This window comes from Streptomyces sp. NPDC030021 (assembly GCF_055574035.1).
In genome coordinates this window covers 79,118-95,282 of the sequence record NZ_JBVIAH010000014.1, presented here as the reverse complement: position 1 = coordinate 95,282, position 16,165 = coordinate 79,118, and the positions used below count along the sequence as shown (strand labels likewise).

The 16,165-nt window shown below is 71.5% G+C and carries 14 protein-coding genes; 9 read left to right on the top strand and 5 right to left on the bottom strand.

The annotated features are described in order from the left end of the window. Positions 1–22 precede the first annotated feature (22 nt). Positions 23–742: a cytidylyl-2-hydroxypropylphosphonate hydrolase gene (fomD, locus tag ACZ4YL_RS26195; RefSeq protein WP_468119780.1), complete on the top strand. Its 720-nt coding sequence runs from the start codon at positions 23–25 to the stop codon at positions 740–742. A gap of 309 nt (positions 743–1,051) precedes the next feature. Beyond that, on the top strand, positions 1,052–3,331 hold the full coding sequence (locus ACZ4YL_RS26190; RefSeq protein WP_468119778.1) for a SpoIIE family protein phosphatase: 2,280 nt from the start codon (positions 1,052–1,054) through the stop codon (positions 3,329–3,331). 77 nt (positions 3,332–3,408) lie between these two features. On the opposite strand, the gene ACZ4YL_RS26185 is transcribed toward ACZ4YL_RS26190, so the two are convergent. Then, positions 3,409–5,679, bottom strand: a complete 2,271-nt coding sequence (locus ACZ4YL_RS26185; RefSeq protein ID WP_468119776.1) for a transglycosylase domain-containing protein — start codon at positions 5,677–5,679, stop codon at positions 3,409–3,411. A 232-nt stretch (positions 5,680–5,911) separates the two neighbouring features. Between ACZ4YL_RS26185 and ACZ4YL_RS26180 the strand changes: the two genes are divergently transcribed. The 5 genes from ACZ4YL_RS26180 (at position 5,912) to ACZ4YL_RS26160 (ending at position 10,817) form a co-directional block, all read left to right on the top strand. Then, on the top strand, positions 5,912–6,820 hold the full coding sequence (locus tag ACZ4YL_RS26180; protein ID WP_468119774.1) for an SPFH domain-containing protein: 909 nt from the start codon (positions 5,912–5,914) through the stop codon (positions 6,818–6,820). Then, positions 6,817–7,050, top strand: coding sequence for a type II toxin-antitoxin system antitoxin (locus ACZ4YL_RS26175; protein WP_030010967.1), 234 nt, complete (start codon positions 6,817–6,819; stop codon positions 7,048–7,050). Before ACZ4YL_RS26180 ends, ACZ4YL_RS26175 begins: the two co-directional genes overlap by 4 nt. Positions 7,051–7,240: 190 nt before the next feature. After that, complete coding sequence (locus tag ACZ4YL_RS26170; RefSeq protein ID WP_150259013.1) at positions 7,241–7,765, top strand: PadR family transcriptional regulator; 525 nt, start codon at positions 7,241–7,243, stop codon at positions 7,763–7,765. Further along, positions 7,762–8,448, top strand: coding sequence for an ABC transporter ATP-binding protein (locus ACZ4YL_RS26165; RefSeq protein ID WP_468119771.1), 687 nt, complete (start codon positions 7,762–7,764; stop codon positions 8,446–8,448). Before ACZ4YL_RS26170 ends, ACZ4YL_RS26165 begins: the two co-directional genes overlap by 4 nt. Then, a complete protein-coding gene (locus tag ACZ4YL_RS26160) occupies positions 8,445–10,817 on the top strand; it encodes an ABC transporter permease (protein WP_468119769.1) in 2,373 nt (790 codons plus the stop codon). The genes ACZ4YL_RS26165 and ACZ4YL_RS26160 overlap by 4 nt, the downstream gene beginning before the upstream one ends. A gap of 66 nt (positions 10,818–10,883) precedes the next feature. On the opposite strand, the gene ACZ4YL_RS26155 is transcribed toward ACZ4YL_RS26160, so the two are convergent. Further along, complete coding sequence (locus ACZ4YL_RS26155; protein WP_468119767.1) at positions 10,884–11,831, bottom strand: hydrogen peroxide-inducible genes activator; 948 nt, start codon at positions 11,829–11,831, stop codon at positions 10,884–10,886. A gap of 135 nt (positions 11,832–11,966) precedes the next feature. Here ACZ4YL_RS26155 and ACZ4YL_RS26150 point away from each other — a divergent pair, with 135 nt between their 5' ends. Beyond that, positions 11,967–12,521, top strand: coding sequence for a peroxiredoxin (locus ACZ4YL_RS26150; RefSeq protein WP_365274842.1), 555 nt, complete (start codon positions 11,967–11,969; stop codon positions 12,519–12,521). Positions 12,522–12,524: 3 nt separating this feature from the next. After that, a complete protein-coding gene (locus tag ACZ4YL_RS26145) occupies positions 12,525–13,061 on the top strand; it encodes an alkyl hydroperoxide reductase (protein ID WP_468119765.1) in 537 nt (178 codons plus the stop codon). 63 nt (positions 13,062–13,124) lie between these two features. Here the strand turns inward: ACZ4YL_RS26145 and ACZ4YL_RS26140 are convergent, their stop codons facing one another. From ACZ4YL_RS26140 to ACZ4YL_RS26130, 3 genes are all read right to left on the bottom strand, one after another. Beyond that, on the bottom strand, positions 13,125–13,844 hold the full coding sequence (locus ACZ4YL_RS26140) for a hypothetical protein (protein ID WP_468119763.1): 720 nt from the start codon (positions 13,842–13,844) through the stop codon (positions 13,125–13,127). A gap of 10 nt (positions 13,845–13,854) precedes the next feature. Further along, positions 13,855–14,559, bottom strand: a complete 705-nt coding sequence (locus tag ACZ4YL_RS26135; RefSeq protein ID WP_468119761.1) for a hypothetical protein — start codon at positions 14,557–14,559, stop codon at positions 13,855–13,857. A gap of 105 nt (positions 14,560–14,664) precedes the next feature. Beyond that, on the bottom strand, positions 14,665–16,074 hold the full coding sequence (locus tag ACZ4YL_RS26130) for an AI-2E family transporter (RefSeq protein ID WP_468119759.1): 1,410 nt from the start codon (positions 16,072–16,074) through the stop codon (positions 14,665–14,667). Positions 16,075–16,165 lie beyond the last annotated feature (91 nt).

Here is a 16,165-nt window from a genome sequence, read left to right as displayed (position 1 = left end):
ACCCCCGCCCTAAGATCTGCGCATGACAGGTACTTTCAAGCCCGGGAACCCCGCGGCGCCGAGCGCGCCGCGGTGCCCCGCGCAGGGCCCGCGCTGGGCACCCGGGGAACAGATCCTCTGGCGCTACCGCGATCACGCCCCGGGACTGAAGGGCCCGGTCCACATCTGCCGCCCGGTGACCGTGGTCCAGGACACGGACGAGCTGCTGGCGGTGTGGATGGCCCCCGGCACCGAGTGCGTCAAGCCGGTCCTCGCCGACGGCACCTCCGTCCACGAGGAACCGCTCGCCACCCGCTACACGGCGCCGCGGACGACCGTACGGTCGCGCTGGTTCGGCGGCGGTGTCCTGAAACTGGCCCGGCCCGGGGACTCCTGGTCCGTGTGGCTGTTCTGGGGCCCCGGCTGGCAGTTCAAGAACTGGTACGTGAACCTGGAGGAGCCGCGCTCGCGCTGGGCCGGCGGGGTGGATTCCGTGGACCACTTCCTGGACATCGCCGTCTACCCGGACCGCAGTTGGAAGTGGCTGGACGAGGACGAGTTCGCGCAGGCGCAGCGGTGCGGTCTGATGGACCGTGAGCAGGCCGACCGGGTACGGGAGGCAGGCCGCAAGGCGGTCGAGGTGATCATGGAATGGGGAGCCCCGTTCTCCGGCGGCTGGGAGGACTGGCGGCCGGATCCGGCCTGGAGGATTCCGGCCCTTCCGGAGGACTGGGACCGCACCCCGGCGCATATGACGTCATGAGACCCTTGATGCGCCCCCAGGGTTCAAACGTAGGATCGTCCTCCACGAGATCACGCGCGCGGGACGGTGCGGTGGATGCACCGTTGTGCAAGTGTCGCTCCGCACGCGGGATTTGACCGGAGGTCGGACGCACGACGAGAGGCGACGAGGGGGCGGGGGTCCGTCAGGGTCACCTCCCGGCCGGAGGTTGGGAGAGAAGTTTGGGGCAGGATCCTCGGGGTGATGGTGCCCGGGCCGCTGAGCGGGTATACCGCGACTGACCGAGTTGAGTGCAGCGCACATCGAGCGCAAACGGACGGAAATCCACGCGTGACGGAGTACCCCACCTCCCAGGAGGGCCCGCAGCCCGTCGCCTCCGGCGGAGGTACGGACGAGGCCGGCCACGGCAAGGCGCCCATCGCCGCCACCGAGGCCGTACGCACGCATGCCGCGAGCGCCGGTACCGGCCCGGCGACCGAGCCTGACGGTGCCGCTGCCGCGGCGGCCTCCGACGCGCGCGCGGCCCGCTCCGCGGCGGGAGCGGGCGGTTCCGCCGGGCTCCCCCGGCCCCGCCGCAACGCGGCCGCCCCCGGCGAGGTACCGGCCGAGCCCGGCCAGGGCGCGGCCCGTCCCCGGCCCGGTACGAGCGCCCTCGACGCGTCGATCGGGGCGACCGGGCACGACGGGCCCGCCGAGGCCCCACGCCCGCGCGGCGGGAGTGACGACATGACCGATGACGACAACGGCCCCCCGACCGGCACGATGACGAGCGGTGGAGGCGGAGCCGGCCGCCACGGAGGCGGCGCCGTACCCGTCGGCGAGGCGACCGCCGCGCGCCGCGAGGGGGACCGGCTGCGCTTCGTCGGCGCCGCCACCCGGCGGATCGCCCGCGGCATCGACCTCGACGAGATCGTGCTGGGTCTGTGCCGGGCCACCGTGCCGACCTTCTCGGACGCCATCCTCGTCTACCTGCGCGACCCGCTCCCGGTCGGCGACGAGCGGCCCGTCGGCCCGGTCGTTTTAAGGCTCCGGCGCACCGACCGGCTCCGGCCGATCGACGATCTGACCGACATCAGCAGCACCATCGGCGCGGGGATGGACCTCGCCGGGGCCGCGGGGGCCACCGGCGAGCTCGACTTCAGCCAGTTGCCGCTGGTCGGCCCGCAGGGTGACCTGCCCGCGGCCGAGCTGTGCGAGATCCGGCCCGGCGGCGCGCTCGCCGAGGTGCTGCGCGGCGTACGGCCCGTCTTCGGGTCCTCCGCCGCCGCCCGGGCAGCCCTGCCCGAGCTGCTCGGCGTCGACCACCCGCTGCCGCGCGGCAACCGGGCTGTCCTCGCACCCCTGCGCGGCCGCCGCCGGGTGATCGGCGCCGCGGTCTTCCTGCGCAGCCCCGAGCGGCCCGCCTTCGAGCAGAACGACCTCCTGGTCGCCGCCCAGCTGGCCACCCACACCGCGCTCGGCATCGACAAGGCGGTGCTGTACGGCCGCGAGGCGTACATCGCCGACGAGTTGCAGCGCACCATGCTGCCCGACAGCCTGCCGCAGCCCACCGGGGTGCGGCTCGCCTCCCGCTACCTGCCCGCCGCCGAGACGGCCCGGGTCGGCGGCGACTGGTACGACGCCATACCGCTGCCCGGCAGCCGCGTCGCGCTCGTCGTCGGCGACGTCATGGGCCACTCCATGACCTCCGCCGCGATCATGGGCCAGCTGCGCACCACCGCGCAGACCCTCGCGCAGCTGGACCTGCCGCCCGCCGAGGTCCTGCACCACCTGGACGAGCAGGCGCAGCGCCTCGGCTCCGACCGCATGGCCACCTGCCTGTACGCCGTCTACGATCCCGTCGCGCACCGGATCACCATCGCCAACGCGGGCCATCCGCCGCCGGTGCTGCTGCACCTGGGCGGCCGCGCCGAGGTGCTCCGCGTACCTCCCGGCGCCCCCATCGGCGTCGGCGGCGTGGACTTCGAGGCGGTGGAGCTGGACGCGCCCGCCGGGGGCACCCTGCTGCTCTACACCGACGGCCTGGTGGAGTCGCGTCTGCGGGACGTGTGGACCGGCATCGAGCAGCTCCGCGAGCGCCTGGCCACCACCGCCCAGCTGACCGGCCTGGACCACCCGCCGCCGCTGGAGGCGCTCTGCGACGACGTTCTGGACATGCTCGGCCCGGGCGACCGGGACGACGACATCGCGCTGCTCGCGGCCCGGTTCGACGGGATCGCGCCCAGTGACGTCGCGTACTGGTTCCTGGACCCGGAGGAGACCGCCCCGGGCCGGGCCCGCCGGTTCGCGCGCCGCGCCCTGACCCGGTGGGGCCTGGAGGAGCTGAGCGACTCGCTGGAGCTGCTGGTCAGCGAGGTGGTCACCAATGCCGTGCGGTACGCGGAGCGGCCCGTGACGCTGCGCCTGCTGCGTACGGACGTACTGCGCTGCGAGGTCGGCGACGACTCGCCGCAGCTGCCGCGCCAGCGCCGGGCCAGGGACACCGACGAGGGCGGCCGCGGCCTGTTCCTGGTCAACCGGATGGCCCGTCGCTGGGGTGCGACGCGGCTCAGCAGCGGAAAGGTCGTCTGGTTCGAGCTGTCGCTGCCGGGGACGCCCGAGCGGCGCTGATCGCCCGACAGTGCGAAGACCGCCGCCCCGCAGCCTTGGAAGGCTGCGGGGCGGCGGTCTGTCGTGGACCGGCAGGCCTAGCGCTCGGGCACCAGCGGCGGGTCCGGCGGCTTGGGACCGTTGGTCTTGGTCGCCGTGGGCGTCGGGGTCGGCGTCGTCGGGGTCGGCGACGTCGGGGTCGTCTTGGTCGCCGTGGGCGTCGGGGTCGGCGTCGGGGACTGCGGCGGGCTGCTGCTGGCCGCCGGGGCGCTGGAGGACGGCGACGGCGACGGCGTCGGCGAGGCGCTGCGGGACGGCGTCTGCACGGCGCCCATCTCCGCCTCGCTCAGCTGGAACTTGCCCGCGTTGCCCTTGAGGACGGCGAGCGTGTACGCCTTCCAGATCGAGGCAGGGAAGCTGGAGCCGCCGAGCCGGCCGAGGCCGGCCGTACCGGTCAGGGTGACCTGTTTGGCGGTGCCGGGCTCCTCACCGAAGATCGCGACGACGGTGACCAGTTCCGGGGTGAACCCGGAGAACCAGCCGGAGACGTTGTTCTCGGTGGTACCGGTCTTGCCGGCGGCCTCGTAGGAGCTGCTGCGGACCTTGTTGCCGGAGGCGCCGTCGTCGTTGACGACGCCCGTGAGCACCTTGGTGACGGTGTCGGCGGTCTTGCGGCTGATGGCCTGGGAACCGACGGCCTGGGCCGGCTCGACCTCGCGGTCCTTGTGCTCGGCCTTCTTGATGATGGTCGGCGTGACCTTCTTGCCGTGGTTGTCGAAGGTGGCGTAGACGCCCGCCATCTCCACGGTGTTGGCGCTCATGGTGCCGAGCGACATGGCCGGCTTGTCCTCGGGCCAGCCCTCACGGTCCTTCATGCCGAGGGCCAGGGCCGTCTTCTTCGCGTTGCGCGGCTCGACGTCCACGATCATCTGCGCGTAGACGGAGTTGACGGAGAAGTTGGTCGCTTCCTGGACCGTCATCATCGGGGTGCCGAAGCTGCGGTCTTCCTGGTTCTGCGGGGCGAACGGGATGTCGCTGCCGAGGACCGCGCGCTTGCTGGTGCCGTCGTAGAGCGCGTTCGGCGTGATCGGCTTGCCGTCCTGGGTCTTCGCCCCGTTCTCCAGCGCGGAGGCGAGCACGACCGGCTTGAAGGTCGAGCCCGGCTGGTAGTCCTTGCGCAGGGCGTTGCTCGACCAGTGGTCCTTCAGGCTCGTACCGCCGTACATCGCGACGATCGCGCCGGTCTTCGGGTCCACGGAGGTGGCACCGGCCTGCACGCTCTGGTCCTGGGGCTTGCCCTTGGTGTCCTTGCGGTCGAGCTTGGACTCCAGCTCGTCCTGGACGGCCTTCTCCAGCGCTTCCTGCTTCTTGGGATCGATGTTCAGCGTGAACGTCCAGCCACCGGCGTCGATCAGCTTCCTCTCGACGCCCTGGGCGTTGAGCTCGGCCTCGGCCGCCTGGACCAGGTAGCCCTTCTGGCCGTCCATGCCCATCGGCGGCTGCGGCGGGATCGGGTCGGCGAACTTCAGCGTCTTGCGCTTGGCCTCGTCCAGCTTGCCGTTCTCGACCATGTTCACGAAGGTGGCCTCGTAGCGGATCATGATCCGCTTCTTGGTGTCTTCGCTGGCGGTCGACCAGTCGTACTGGCTGGGGGCCTGGACGAGGGTGGCGAGGTACGCGCCCTGTTCCAGCGTCAGCTGACCGACGTCGACGCCGTAGTAGGCCTGGGCGGCGGCCTGGATGCCGTACGCGCCGCGCCCGAAGTAGCTGGTGTTCAGGTAGCCCGCGAGGATCTCGGGCTTCTTCATGCGCTGGTCGACCTTGAGGGAGATCACCAGCTCCTTGAGCTTGCGGCTCGCGGTCTGATCCTGGGTCAAGTAGTAGTTCTTGACGTACTGCTGGGTGATCGTGGAGCCACCGGCCTTGCCGCGCCCGGTGGCCGTGTTCCACAGACCGCGGGCCAGACCCTTGAAGTCCACGCCCTGGTCGTTGCGGAAGGACTTGTTCTCGATCGCAATGAACGCCTCCTGCACGTCCATCGGGATCTTGTCGATCGCCAGGATCTCGCGGTTGACCTTGCCCTTGCTGGCCATGATCGTGCCGTCTGAGTACTTGTAGACGTTGCTCTGCTGGAGCGCCTGCTTGTTGGGGTCCGGCTCTTCCACGTAGAAGTACAGGGCGACCAGCGCGCCCATGCCGAGCAGGGCCAGCCCGAAGAACGTGCCCAGGATCTTCTTCCAGGTGAAGAAGCGGCGTATGCCGGTGCGTTTGCCGGTACTTCCGCTTCCCTCGGTGCCCTGCGCGCGTCCGCTCGGCGCACGCCGCGCACCGCGCTGCTGCTGCGCCTTACGCACTTCTGCTCGGCCCATCGCTCCCGCTCCGCTCGATTTCCCCCCCGACGTCAGCTCAGAAAGCTAACACCGCAGGCTGTGACAAAAGTTGGCCAACCATGACTAATTGCGGTCATTTCGGACGTGAGAATCAGCACCCGCGTCATGGGAACCGACGCCCACCTAAGCCGAAGGGTTGCCGTAGCGCAAAAAAGTGATATCACTTTGCTAGACGGTCCGATCGGCCGTGAGCTGAGAAACGGGGCAAACCATGACGAACGAAAACGCCACCCCTGACGGAGTAAGGGAGTTCGCCGCGCGCAGCGTCGGCGGCGGGCTGGCGCTGCTGCTCGGCCTCCTGGGCCTGCTGGCGAGTGCGGGCCTGATCGTGGCCGGGTCGGTGGCCACGGCCGTCGCGGCCAAGGCGGCCCTCATATCGCTCGGCGTACTCCTGAGCCTGGTCTCCACGTTCGCGATGTGCGGGCTGAACACCGTGGCTCCGGGCGAGGCCCGGGTCGTCCAGCTGTTCGGCCGCTACAAGGGCACCGTCCGCACCGACGGGCTGCGCTGGGTCAACCCGCTGACCTCCCGCGAGAAGATCTCCACCCGGGTGCGCAACCACGAGACGGCCGTCCTGAAGGTCAACGACGCCTACGGCAACCCGATCGAGCTGGCGGCGGTCGTGGTGTGGCGGGTCGAGGACACGGCCCGGGCCACCTTCGAGGTCGAGGACTTCACGGAGTTCGTCGAGACCCAGACCGAGGCGGCGGTCCGGCACATCGCCATCGAGTACCCCTACGACGCGCACGACGAGGGCGGCCTGTCGCTCCGGGGGAACGCCGAGGAGATCACCGAGAAGCTGGCGGCCGAGCTGCACGAGCGCGTCGACGCGGCCGGGGTGCACATCATCGAGTCCCGCTTCACGCACCTCGCGTACGCTCCGGAGATCGCCTCCGCGATGCTCCAGCGCCAGCAGGCGGGCGCGGTCGTGGCGGCCCGCAAGCAGATCGTGGAGGGCGCGGTGGGCATGGTCGAACTGGCACTGACCCGGCTGGCGGAGCAGGACATCGTGGACCTGGACCCGGAGCGCAAGGCGGCCATGGTCTCGAACCTGATGGTCGTCCTGTGCGGCGACCGCGCCGCACAGCCGGTGGTCAACACGGGAACCCTCTACCAGTGACCCCCGGCGGCGAGGAGAAACCGGCGGGCCGGCAGGCGCGCAAGCAGGTGCTGCTGCGGCTCGACCCGCAGGTGTACGACGCACTGGCCCGCTGGGCGGGCGAGGAACTGCGCAGCGCCAACGCGCAGATCGAGTTCCTGCTCCGCCGGGCCCTCGCCGAGGCCGGACGCCTCCCCTCGGCCCCCGGCCCCATCCCGCGCCGGGGACGCCCCCCGAAGCCCACAGAATGACCCGCACGCCCGGTGGGGCCGGATGTCCGGCCCCACCGGGCGTGCGGCGTTCCGGGGGCCCTGCGCCGGCCGGCTCCCGAGCCCCCTGATCCCCGCCGATCCCTCCGCGATCACCCCTCGCCCGACCCTCGTCCGACCCTCGCCTGCCTTCTATACACTCCGCGTATACACACGGTGTAGAGTCGCGGTCATGTCCATCGGTCACACCCTCCTGGGCCTCCTTGAGGCCGGCCCGCGCCACGGCTACGACCTCAAGCGCACCTTCGACGAGAAGTTCGGTCACGACCGCCCCCTCGCGTACGGGCAGGTCTACTCGACCATGTCCCGCCTCCTGAAGAACGGCCTCGTCGAGGTCGACGGGATAGAGAGCGGCGGCGGCCCCGACCGCAAGCGGTACGCCATCACCGACGCCGGCATCACCGACGTCGAGGCCTGGCTCTCGCAGCCCGAGAAGCCCGAGCCGTACCTCCACTCGACCCTCTACACGAAGGTCGTCCTCGCCCTGCTCACCGGCCGCCGCGCCGACGAGCTGCTGGACACCCAGCGCGCCGAGCACCTGCGCCTCATGCGCATCCTCACCCAGCGCAAGCGCAAGGGGGACATCGCCGACCAGCTCGTGTGCGACCACGCCCTCTTCCACCTGGAGGCGGACCTGCGGTGGCTGGAGCTCACCGCGGCCCGCCTCGACCAGCTCGCCCGGGAGGTGCGCCGATGACCCCGGCCGGCTCGCTGCTCGCGGCCACGGACCTGCGCAAGGCGTACGGGACCACCAACGCCCTCGACGGCGCCGAGTTCTCCATCCACGCCGGCGAGGTCGTCGCTGTCATGGGCCCCTCCGGCTCGGGCAAGTCGACCCTGCTGCACTGCCTCGCGGGCATCGTCCCGCCCGACTCCGGCTCCATCAGCTACGCCGGCCGCGAGCTCACCTCCATGAGCGACGCCGAGCGCAGCGAGCTGCGCCGCACCGAGTTCGGCTTCGTCTTCCAGTTCGGCCAGCTCGTACCGGAGCTGACCTGCGTGGAGAACGTCGCCCTCCCGCTGCGCCTGACCGGCGTCAAGCGCAAGGAGGCCGAACGCACCGCCCTGCGCTGGATGGAACAGCTTCAGGTGGAGGACCTCGGCGCCAAGCGGCCCGGCGAGATATCCGGCGGCCAGGGGCAGCGCGTGGCCGTCGCCCGCGCCCTCGTCACCTGCCCCCGGGTGATCTTCGCCGACGAGCCCACCGGAGCCCTCGACTCCCTCAACGGCGAACTCGTCATGCAGCTGCTCACGGAGGCCGCCCGGTCCGCGAACGCCGCCGTCGTCCTCGTGACGCACGAGACGCGCGTGGCCGCCTACTCCGACCGCGAGATCGTCGTACGCGACGGCAAATCCCGCGACATGGAGCGAATCGTATGAGCCGGCTCCAGGTCTGGACCCGCGACCTCGGCATGGGCGCCCGCTTCGCCTTCGGCGGCGGCCGCGAGGGGTGGATCCGCACCCTGCTCACCGGCGTCGGCGTCGGTCTCGGCGTCGCCCTGCTGCTGATCAGCACCGCCATCCCCGGCGCCCTCGGCGCGCGGTACGAGCGCGGCGACGCACGGTCGACGTTGAACTCCGAGCGAGCCGACACCCCCGGGCCCGACACCCTGCTGATCGCCCGCCTCGGCCAGACGTACCACCGCAAGGACATCGACGGGCACATGGTGCGGGCCGAGGGCCCGGACGCCCCGCTGCCGCCCGGTCTGACGCGGATCCCCGGCCCGGGCGAGATGGCCCTCTCCCCCGCCCTCGACGCGTTGCTGAAGTCCTCCGACGGCGCCCTGCTGCGTGAGCGGCTCGACGCGCGGGTCAGTGAGATCGTCGGCGCCCCGGGGCTGGTCGGCCCCGGCGAACTGCTCTTCTACCTGGGCAGCGACACCCTCCGGAAGAACGGCCCCGAGGACTACCGCGTCCAGCGCGTCACCGGCTTCGGCCACGACACGGACCGCGAGGGCCTCGACCCCGTGCTCATGCTGATGGTCGTCCTGACGTTCGTCGCCCTGCTGATGCCCGTCGCCGTGTTCATCGCCACCGCCGTCCGCTTCGGCGGGGAGCGGCGCGACCGGCGGCTCGCCGCCCTGCGGCTGGTCGGCGCCGACGGCAGGATGGTGCGCCGGATCGCGGCCGGCGAGGCGCTGGCCGGCTCTCTGATCGGACTGGTGCTGGGCGCCGGCTTCTTCGCCGTCGGCCGCTCCCTGGTGGGCAGCTTCAGCCTCCAGCAGCGCAGTGTCTTCCCCGCCGACCTGGACCCGGCGCCCTGGCTCGCCGTCCTGGTCGCCCTCGCGGTGCCCGCGGCGGCGGTGGCCGTGACCCTGTTCGCACTGCGCGGTGTGGTCATCGAGCCGCTGGGCGTCGTCCGTACGGCCAAGCCCTCCCGGCGTCGCATCTGGTGGCGGCTGCTGCTCCCGCTGATCGGAATCGGCCTGCTCGTGCCCTTGGACGGCCGCGGCAACGACCACGGCAGGTTCAACCAGTGGCAGGTCAGCGCAGGTGTGGTGCTGCTGCTGGTCGGGATCACCGTGCTGCTGCCCTGGCTGCTGGAACGGTTCGTCGCGAAGGTGTCCGGCGGCCCGGTCTCCTGGCAGCTGGCCGTGCGCCGGCTCCAGGTCAACAGCGGCGCCGCCGCCCGCCTCGTCAACGGCATCGCCGTGGCCGTCGCGGGCGCCATCGCCCTCCAGATGCTCTTCGCGGGCGTCGAGGGCGACTACACGAAGTCGACCGGCCAGGATCCCGCCAGGGCCGCCGTCGCGGTCATGGTGAACCGCGATACGCAGACAAGCATGGACGACCTCGCGCAGCGGATCTCCGCCGTGCAGGACGTCACCCGCGCCGTTCCGCTGACCTCCGCGCAGGCCGCCCGCCAGGTGGCCGGGGCGGAGGAGACGGTCCAGGTGACCATCGGCACCTGCGACGCACTCGGTGAGGTCGCGGCGCTCGACTCCTGCAAGGACGGCGACGCCTTCGTGCTGACCGGCTCCCCCGCACCTGCCGCGCAGGGCCCGAAGGCCACGCCGGGCATCTACGGGGCCACGGCGAAGCCCGGTGACGAGCTGTTCGTCGGCAGCGTCAGGGGGTCCGGGACGGCCGACCGGCCCGCTCCGGTGAAGTGGCAGGTCCCCGCGGCCGCCCGCACGGTCCCCAGCCGCCCCGACCCCACGGGGGAGCTGCGCAGCGGCCTGCTGGTCACCCCGTCGGCCGCGCCGAAGGAGATCGGCGGCTTCCCGAACGCGCGGATCTACGTCCAGGTCGACGAGTCCCGTCCGGACGCCCTGGACCGGGCACGCAACGCCGTCTTCAAGGCGGACCCGTTCCTCACGGCGATGACGCTGCGGGACACCAAGGAGGCCGACGGCTACTCCTCCATCCGCACGGGGCTGTTCTTCGGCGCCACCGCCGTACTGGTCCTGATCGGCGGAAGCCTGCTCGTCTCCCAGCTGGAGCAGTTGCGCGAGCGCCGGCGGCTGCTGTCCTCCCTGGTCGCCTTCGGCACCAAGCGCTCCACGCTGAGCCTGTCGGTGCTGTGGCAGACGGCCGTGCCGATCGTCCTCGGCCTGGTGCTGGCGGCCGGGGTCGGCGTGGGGCTGGGCGCCGTCCTGATGGGCATGGCCGCCCAGCCGATCCGGATCGACTGGGCGTCGGTGCTCGGGATGACGGCGGCCGGCGCGGGTGTGGTGGTCGTGGTGACCTTGCTCAGCCTGCCGCCGCTGCTGCGGCTGATGCGCCCGGACGGCCTGCGCACGGAGTGACGTTCGCGGTGTGACCCGGACCCCGGACCCCTTACGCCCGTTCCCGGCGACGCCCGCAGGACGCTCCTAGTCGGTGGGCCAGACCGGGAGCGGGCGTACGGCTTCGCGCAGGGCCGCGGCGATCGACCTGAACTCCTCCTGCCGGGCGGTCCCGGTGCGCATGGCCAGGGCGATCCGCCGGGAGGGGGCGGGCTCGGCGAAGTACCCGGTGGACAGGTACTCGTTGCGGGCGGTCTCCAGCCGCAGCGCGGTGCGCGGCAACAGCGTCACCCCCAGTCCCCCGGCGACCAGTTGTACGAGGGTGGACAGCCCGGCGGCGGTCGTGGTGACGTCCGCGCCGGTCGTCCGGCCCGCTTCCCGGCAGATGTCGAGGGCCTGGTCCCGCAGGCAGTGCCCCTCGTCGAGCAGCAGCAGCTGCAGGCCGCGCAGTTCCTCCAGCGGGATGTCCCGGCGCCCGGCCAGCGCGTGCTCCCGGGGTGCGAGCAGGACGAAGTCCTCGTCGAAGACCGGCAGTTCGGTCACTCCGGGAACCCCGAGCGGTACCGCCAGCAGGAGCAGGTCCAGGCGCCCGCCGCCGAGGCCCTCCAGCAGCGAGGAGGTCTGCTCCTCGTGCACCTGGAGGTCCATGCGCGGGTAGCGCCGGTGGAACAGCCCGAGCACGGTCGGCAGCAGGTACGGCGCCACCGTGGGGATCACCCCGAGCCGCAGGACTCCGGTGAAGGGCGCCCGTACCGCCTCGGCCTCCTCCAGCAGCCCGCCCATGGCGTCGAGGACCACCTGCGCCCGCGCCGCGATCCGCTCGCCCGCCGGGGAGAGCAGCACCTTGCGGGTGGTGCGTTCCAGCAGCTGTACGCCGAGGGCCTCCTCCAGGGCGGAGACGGCTCCGGAGAGCGCGGGCTGGCTCATGCCGATGGCCGCGGCGGCGTCCCGGAAGTGCAGGTGCTCGGCGACCGCCGCGAAGGCGCGCAGCTGCGCGAGCGTCGGTTGCTTCGCTCCCCTACTACTGACAGCCACTGATAGGTACCTCCGATCACCCGGCACAAGAGTAGCTATTTCTGTAATCAATGCAGGTGTGTCAGCATGTGAGATACGTCCAACCCCATCGGAAAACCCCCAAAAGGGTTATTTTCCACTGCATAAGGAGAGCGCGTGCTCACTGTTGGTGACAAGTTCCCCGCCTTCGACCTGACCGCCTGTGTCTCGCTTGAGGCCGGCAGCGAGTTCGCGCAGATCGACCACAAGACCTACGAGGGCAAGTGGAAGGTCATCTTCGCGTGGCCGCTGGACTTCACCTTCGTGTGCCCGACCGAGATCGCCGCCTTCGGCAAGCTGAACGAGGAGTTCGCCGACCGCGACGCGCAGATCCTCGGCTTCTCGCTCGACTCCGAGTACGTGCACCACGCCTGGCGCAAGGACCACGCCGACCTGCGTGACCTGCCCTTCCCGATGATGTCCGACATCAAGCGCGAGCTCTCGGCCGAGCTGGGCATCCTGGGCGAGGACGGCCTCCCGATGCGCGCCGTCTTCATCGTGGACCCGAACAACGAGATCCAGTTCTCGATGGTGACCGCCGGTTCCGTGGGCCGTAACCCCAAGGAGGTCCTGCGGGTCCTCGACGCCCTGCAGACCGACGAGCTGTGCCCGTGCAACTGGAACAAGGGTGACAGCACCATCGACGCCGGCGCGCTGCTGGCCGGTGAGTGACGGATGTCCCTCGACTCCCTGAAGTCGGCCATACCGGACTTCGCCAAGGACCTGAAGCTGAACCTCGGTTCGGTCATCGGCAACAGCGACCTCCCGCAGCAGCAGCTGTGGGGCACCGTCCTGTCCTGCGCGATCGCCGCCCGCTCGGCCATCGTCCTGCGTGAGCTGGAGCCCGAGGCGAAGGCGAACCTCTCGCCGGAGGCGTACACCGCCGCCAAGTCCGCCGCCGCGGTCATGGCGATGAACAACGTCTTCTACCGCACCCGGCACCTGCTCTCCGACCCGGAGTACGGCACGCTGCGCGCGGGCCTGCGGATGAACGTCATCGGCAACCCGGGCGTGGAGAAGGTCGACTTCGAGCTGTGGTCGCTCGCGGTCTCCGCGATCAACGGCTGCGGCCAGTGCCTGGACTCGCACGAGCAGGTCCTGCGCAAGGCGGGCGTCGACCGCGAGACGATCCAGGAGGCCTTCAAGATCGCCTCCGTGATCCAGGCCGTCGCCGTCACCCTCGACGCCGAGGCCTCCCTCGCCGCCGAGTAACGGCACCCCGTACGACGACACGAGGGCCCCGCGACCGGAAACCGTCGCGGGGCCCTCGTGTCGTCAGCTCGTGCGCAGTGCTCCCATCAGCGCCCGCGCGTCCTCGACCGCCGCGGCCACCAGAGCCTCCCGGTCGGGGTCCGGCAGGGGTTCCGCCCGGGGGTCGGCCCCGTCCTGACTCGTCACGGGGAAGACCACCACCGAGACGGAGAACACCGCGCCGCCGTCACGGACGCGCAGCAGGAGGCCGCCACCGCCCCCGGGGCGGGAGACGAGGGCCTCCTCCCCGAGACCGGGCACGGACTCCCACCCGTCGCCGTCGGGCGCGTAGAACAGACCGGCGGGAGAGTCGGCCGTGAACTCCGGCGCCGGATCGGTCTTCTTGTGCAACTCGACCGTGGCCATGACGTGCACGCCCCCGCTCACGGCCGGCCTGTCGCCGCTGCGGGAGCACGACGCCCAGTCCAGCGCCGGATGCCGGACACCCGCCTCCCGTGAACCGTCCGCGAGCCCGCCGAGCAGCCCTTCCAGGGCCGGGGCCCTGAACTGGCCGCACAGGTCCTCCGTGACCCGGTAGCGGATCTCCGGCTCGGCCGCCCGCTCCCCGAAGGCGTACAGCCCGGCCGCCCAGAGTGCGGAGGTGGCCACCACGGTGGCCGCGACCCACCGCCACGGCCACGCCCGTGCCTGTACCCGTACGGGCGCGCGCTCCACGACGCCCGCCACGACCTCGGCCGGGGCCGCCGGCCCCCACTCCCCGTCGAGCTCGGGCTCCCCGATCATGTGCGCCCCCCTACTTCTTGAGTGCCGCCATCAGCTCACGCGCGTCCTCGATCATCGCCGCCTGGACCGCGTCGACGTCGGTGGCGGGTCGGCCGTTCGTCTCCGCGAAGGTGTCGGCGCCCGCTTCGACGGTGAACACCACTCCGCCGTCCAGCACCTTGAGGATCAGCCACCTCTCGCCGGACACCACGTTCATCACGGCACGCTCTCCGAGGTCCGGCACCACGGCCGTGCGCACGCCGCCCGCGTAGGCGAGGATGCGGAGATCCGGTGCGTCGAACTCGGCCGAGGGATCGGTCTTCTTGTGCAGGCCGACCTGGGCGACCACGTCGAAGTCCGAGGCCACCCCGTCCTTGCCGGCGTTCTCCAGGCGACAGCGTGCCGCGTACACGGCCGGATGGTCGCTCTCGTAGTTCACCGGCTTCTTCGAGTGCATGTCTCCGGTGATGCCGCTCAGCGCCCGGGCCTTGAAGTCCTGGCACAGGTTCTTCGACGCCCGGTACGAGATCTCCGGCTCGGCCGTCCGGTCCCCGGACGCGTACAGCCCGCCCGCCCACACCGCCGACGCGACCACGGCACCGCCCAGCGCCCACAGCCACGGCCGCGGGCCCGGACCTCCCGTCGCCCGCTCGCCCGGAGCGGGCCGGTCCGCCGAGCGGGCCGGCTGCAAAGTCTCGGTCTTCCACTCCTCGCCGAGCTCCGGATCGGTGATCATGCCTGTCCCCCCAGTGTCCCGTTTTCCTCAGCGATGCCGTCGGCACGCGAATCAATTCGATCATCGCAGCCCCGATCGCCGGAATATCTGGTTCCGGGGGCACGGTCAGGGTGTGACGTGCCCCTCGCCCCCGGGGGCCACGCTCAGGGCCGTCGAACCGTGCGGGCCCGGGCCGATCATTCCGGATCCGAGGTGGTGCTGCTCGCGCGAGTACGCCTTCAGATAGCCCACCACCGTGTTGGTGACGGCCACCAGCGGCACCGCGACGACCGCTCCGCCGATGCCCGCGATCATGCCGCCGGCTGCCACCGAGAGCACCACCGCGAGCGGGTGCACCCGTACGGCGCGGCCGAGGATGAAGGGCTGGAGCACATGGCCCTCGATCTGCTGCACCGCCAGCACCACCAGCAGCACCATCAGGGCGGTGAACACGCCCTGGGTCACGAGCGCCACGACCACCGCGAGGGCTCCCGACACCACGGCGCCGACCAGCGGGATGAAGGCGAACAGGAAGATGAAGACGGCCAGCGGCACCGCCATCGGCACGTCCAGGAAGTAGATGCCGAGGCCGATGAAGATGGCGTCGATGAGGGCGACGATGACCGTGCCGCGCACGTACGCGGTCAGCGTGCGCCAGGCGCGCGGACCGGCGCCGGCGACACCGGCCCGGGCGGCGGACGGGACCAGGCCCAGCGCCCAGTTCCAGATGCGCTTGCCGTCGTAGAGCAGGAAGAGCGTGGAGAACATCGCGAGCAGGATGCCCGTCAGGACCTCGACGAGCACCGTGACGCCCTGCAGTCCGGCGGAGGTGATCTGCTCGGTGTTGGTGCCGATGGTCTCGCTGAGGTTCTTCGCGATGTCGTTGATCTGCTTCTCGGTCACGTGGAACGGACTGTCCAGTGCCCAGAGCTTGAGCTCGTTGATGCCGTCGCGGACCCGGTCGGAGAGGTCGTCGAGGTTCTCCATGACCTGCCAGACCACGAACCAGCCGACGAGCCCGATGACCACGAAGCCGAGGATCGCCGTGACGGCCGTGGCCAGACCGCGCGGCAGGCCCAGTCTGCGCAGCCGGACCACGAAGGGCTGAAGCATCGCGGTGACGAGCATGGCGGCGGCGAAGGCGAGGACGACCAGGCGGACTTCGCTGATCACCTTCATCAGCACCCAGAGCATCCCGGCGAGCAGCAGCAGCCGCCAGCTGGCCTCGGCGGCGACGCGCATCCCCCAGGGGACGACGCTCGCCGGGTCGGGGCGCACGGGCGCGGCCGGGGCGGCGAGGTGGGGCGCGGGGACCACGGGCGGGTAGGCGGGCGGCGCCGGAACGGTCGTCGCGGTGGCGCTCGCGGCGGCGGACGCCTCGGAGGCCGCGGCCGCCGTTGCCCGCCCGGGCCCTGCGGGGACCGGCAGGTCGCCCCTGGTCTCGGCTTCGACCTCGGCGCGCCGCTCGTTGAGCCGCGCCTCCATCCGGTTCAGCTTGTTCCCCAGCCGGCCGAGCCAGCCTTCCCTCTTCGCCATGTCGCTTTCCTTCCCCCGCCCCCGGTCTACGGGCTCACCTCGAAGACCGTACACGCGAGGAGCCCCGCACCGTAGGACGGTGCGGGGCTCC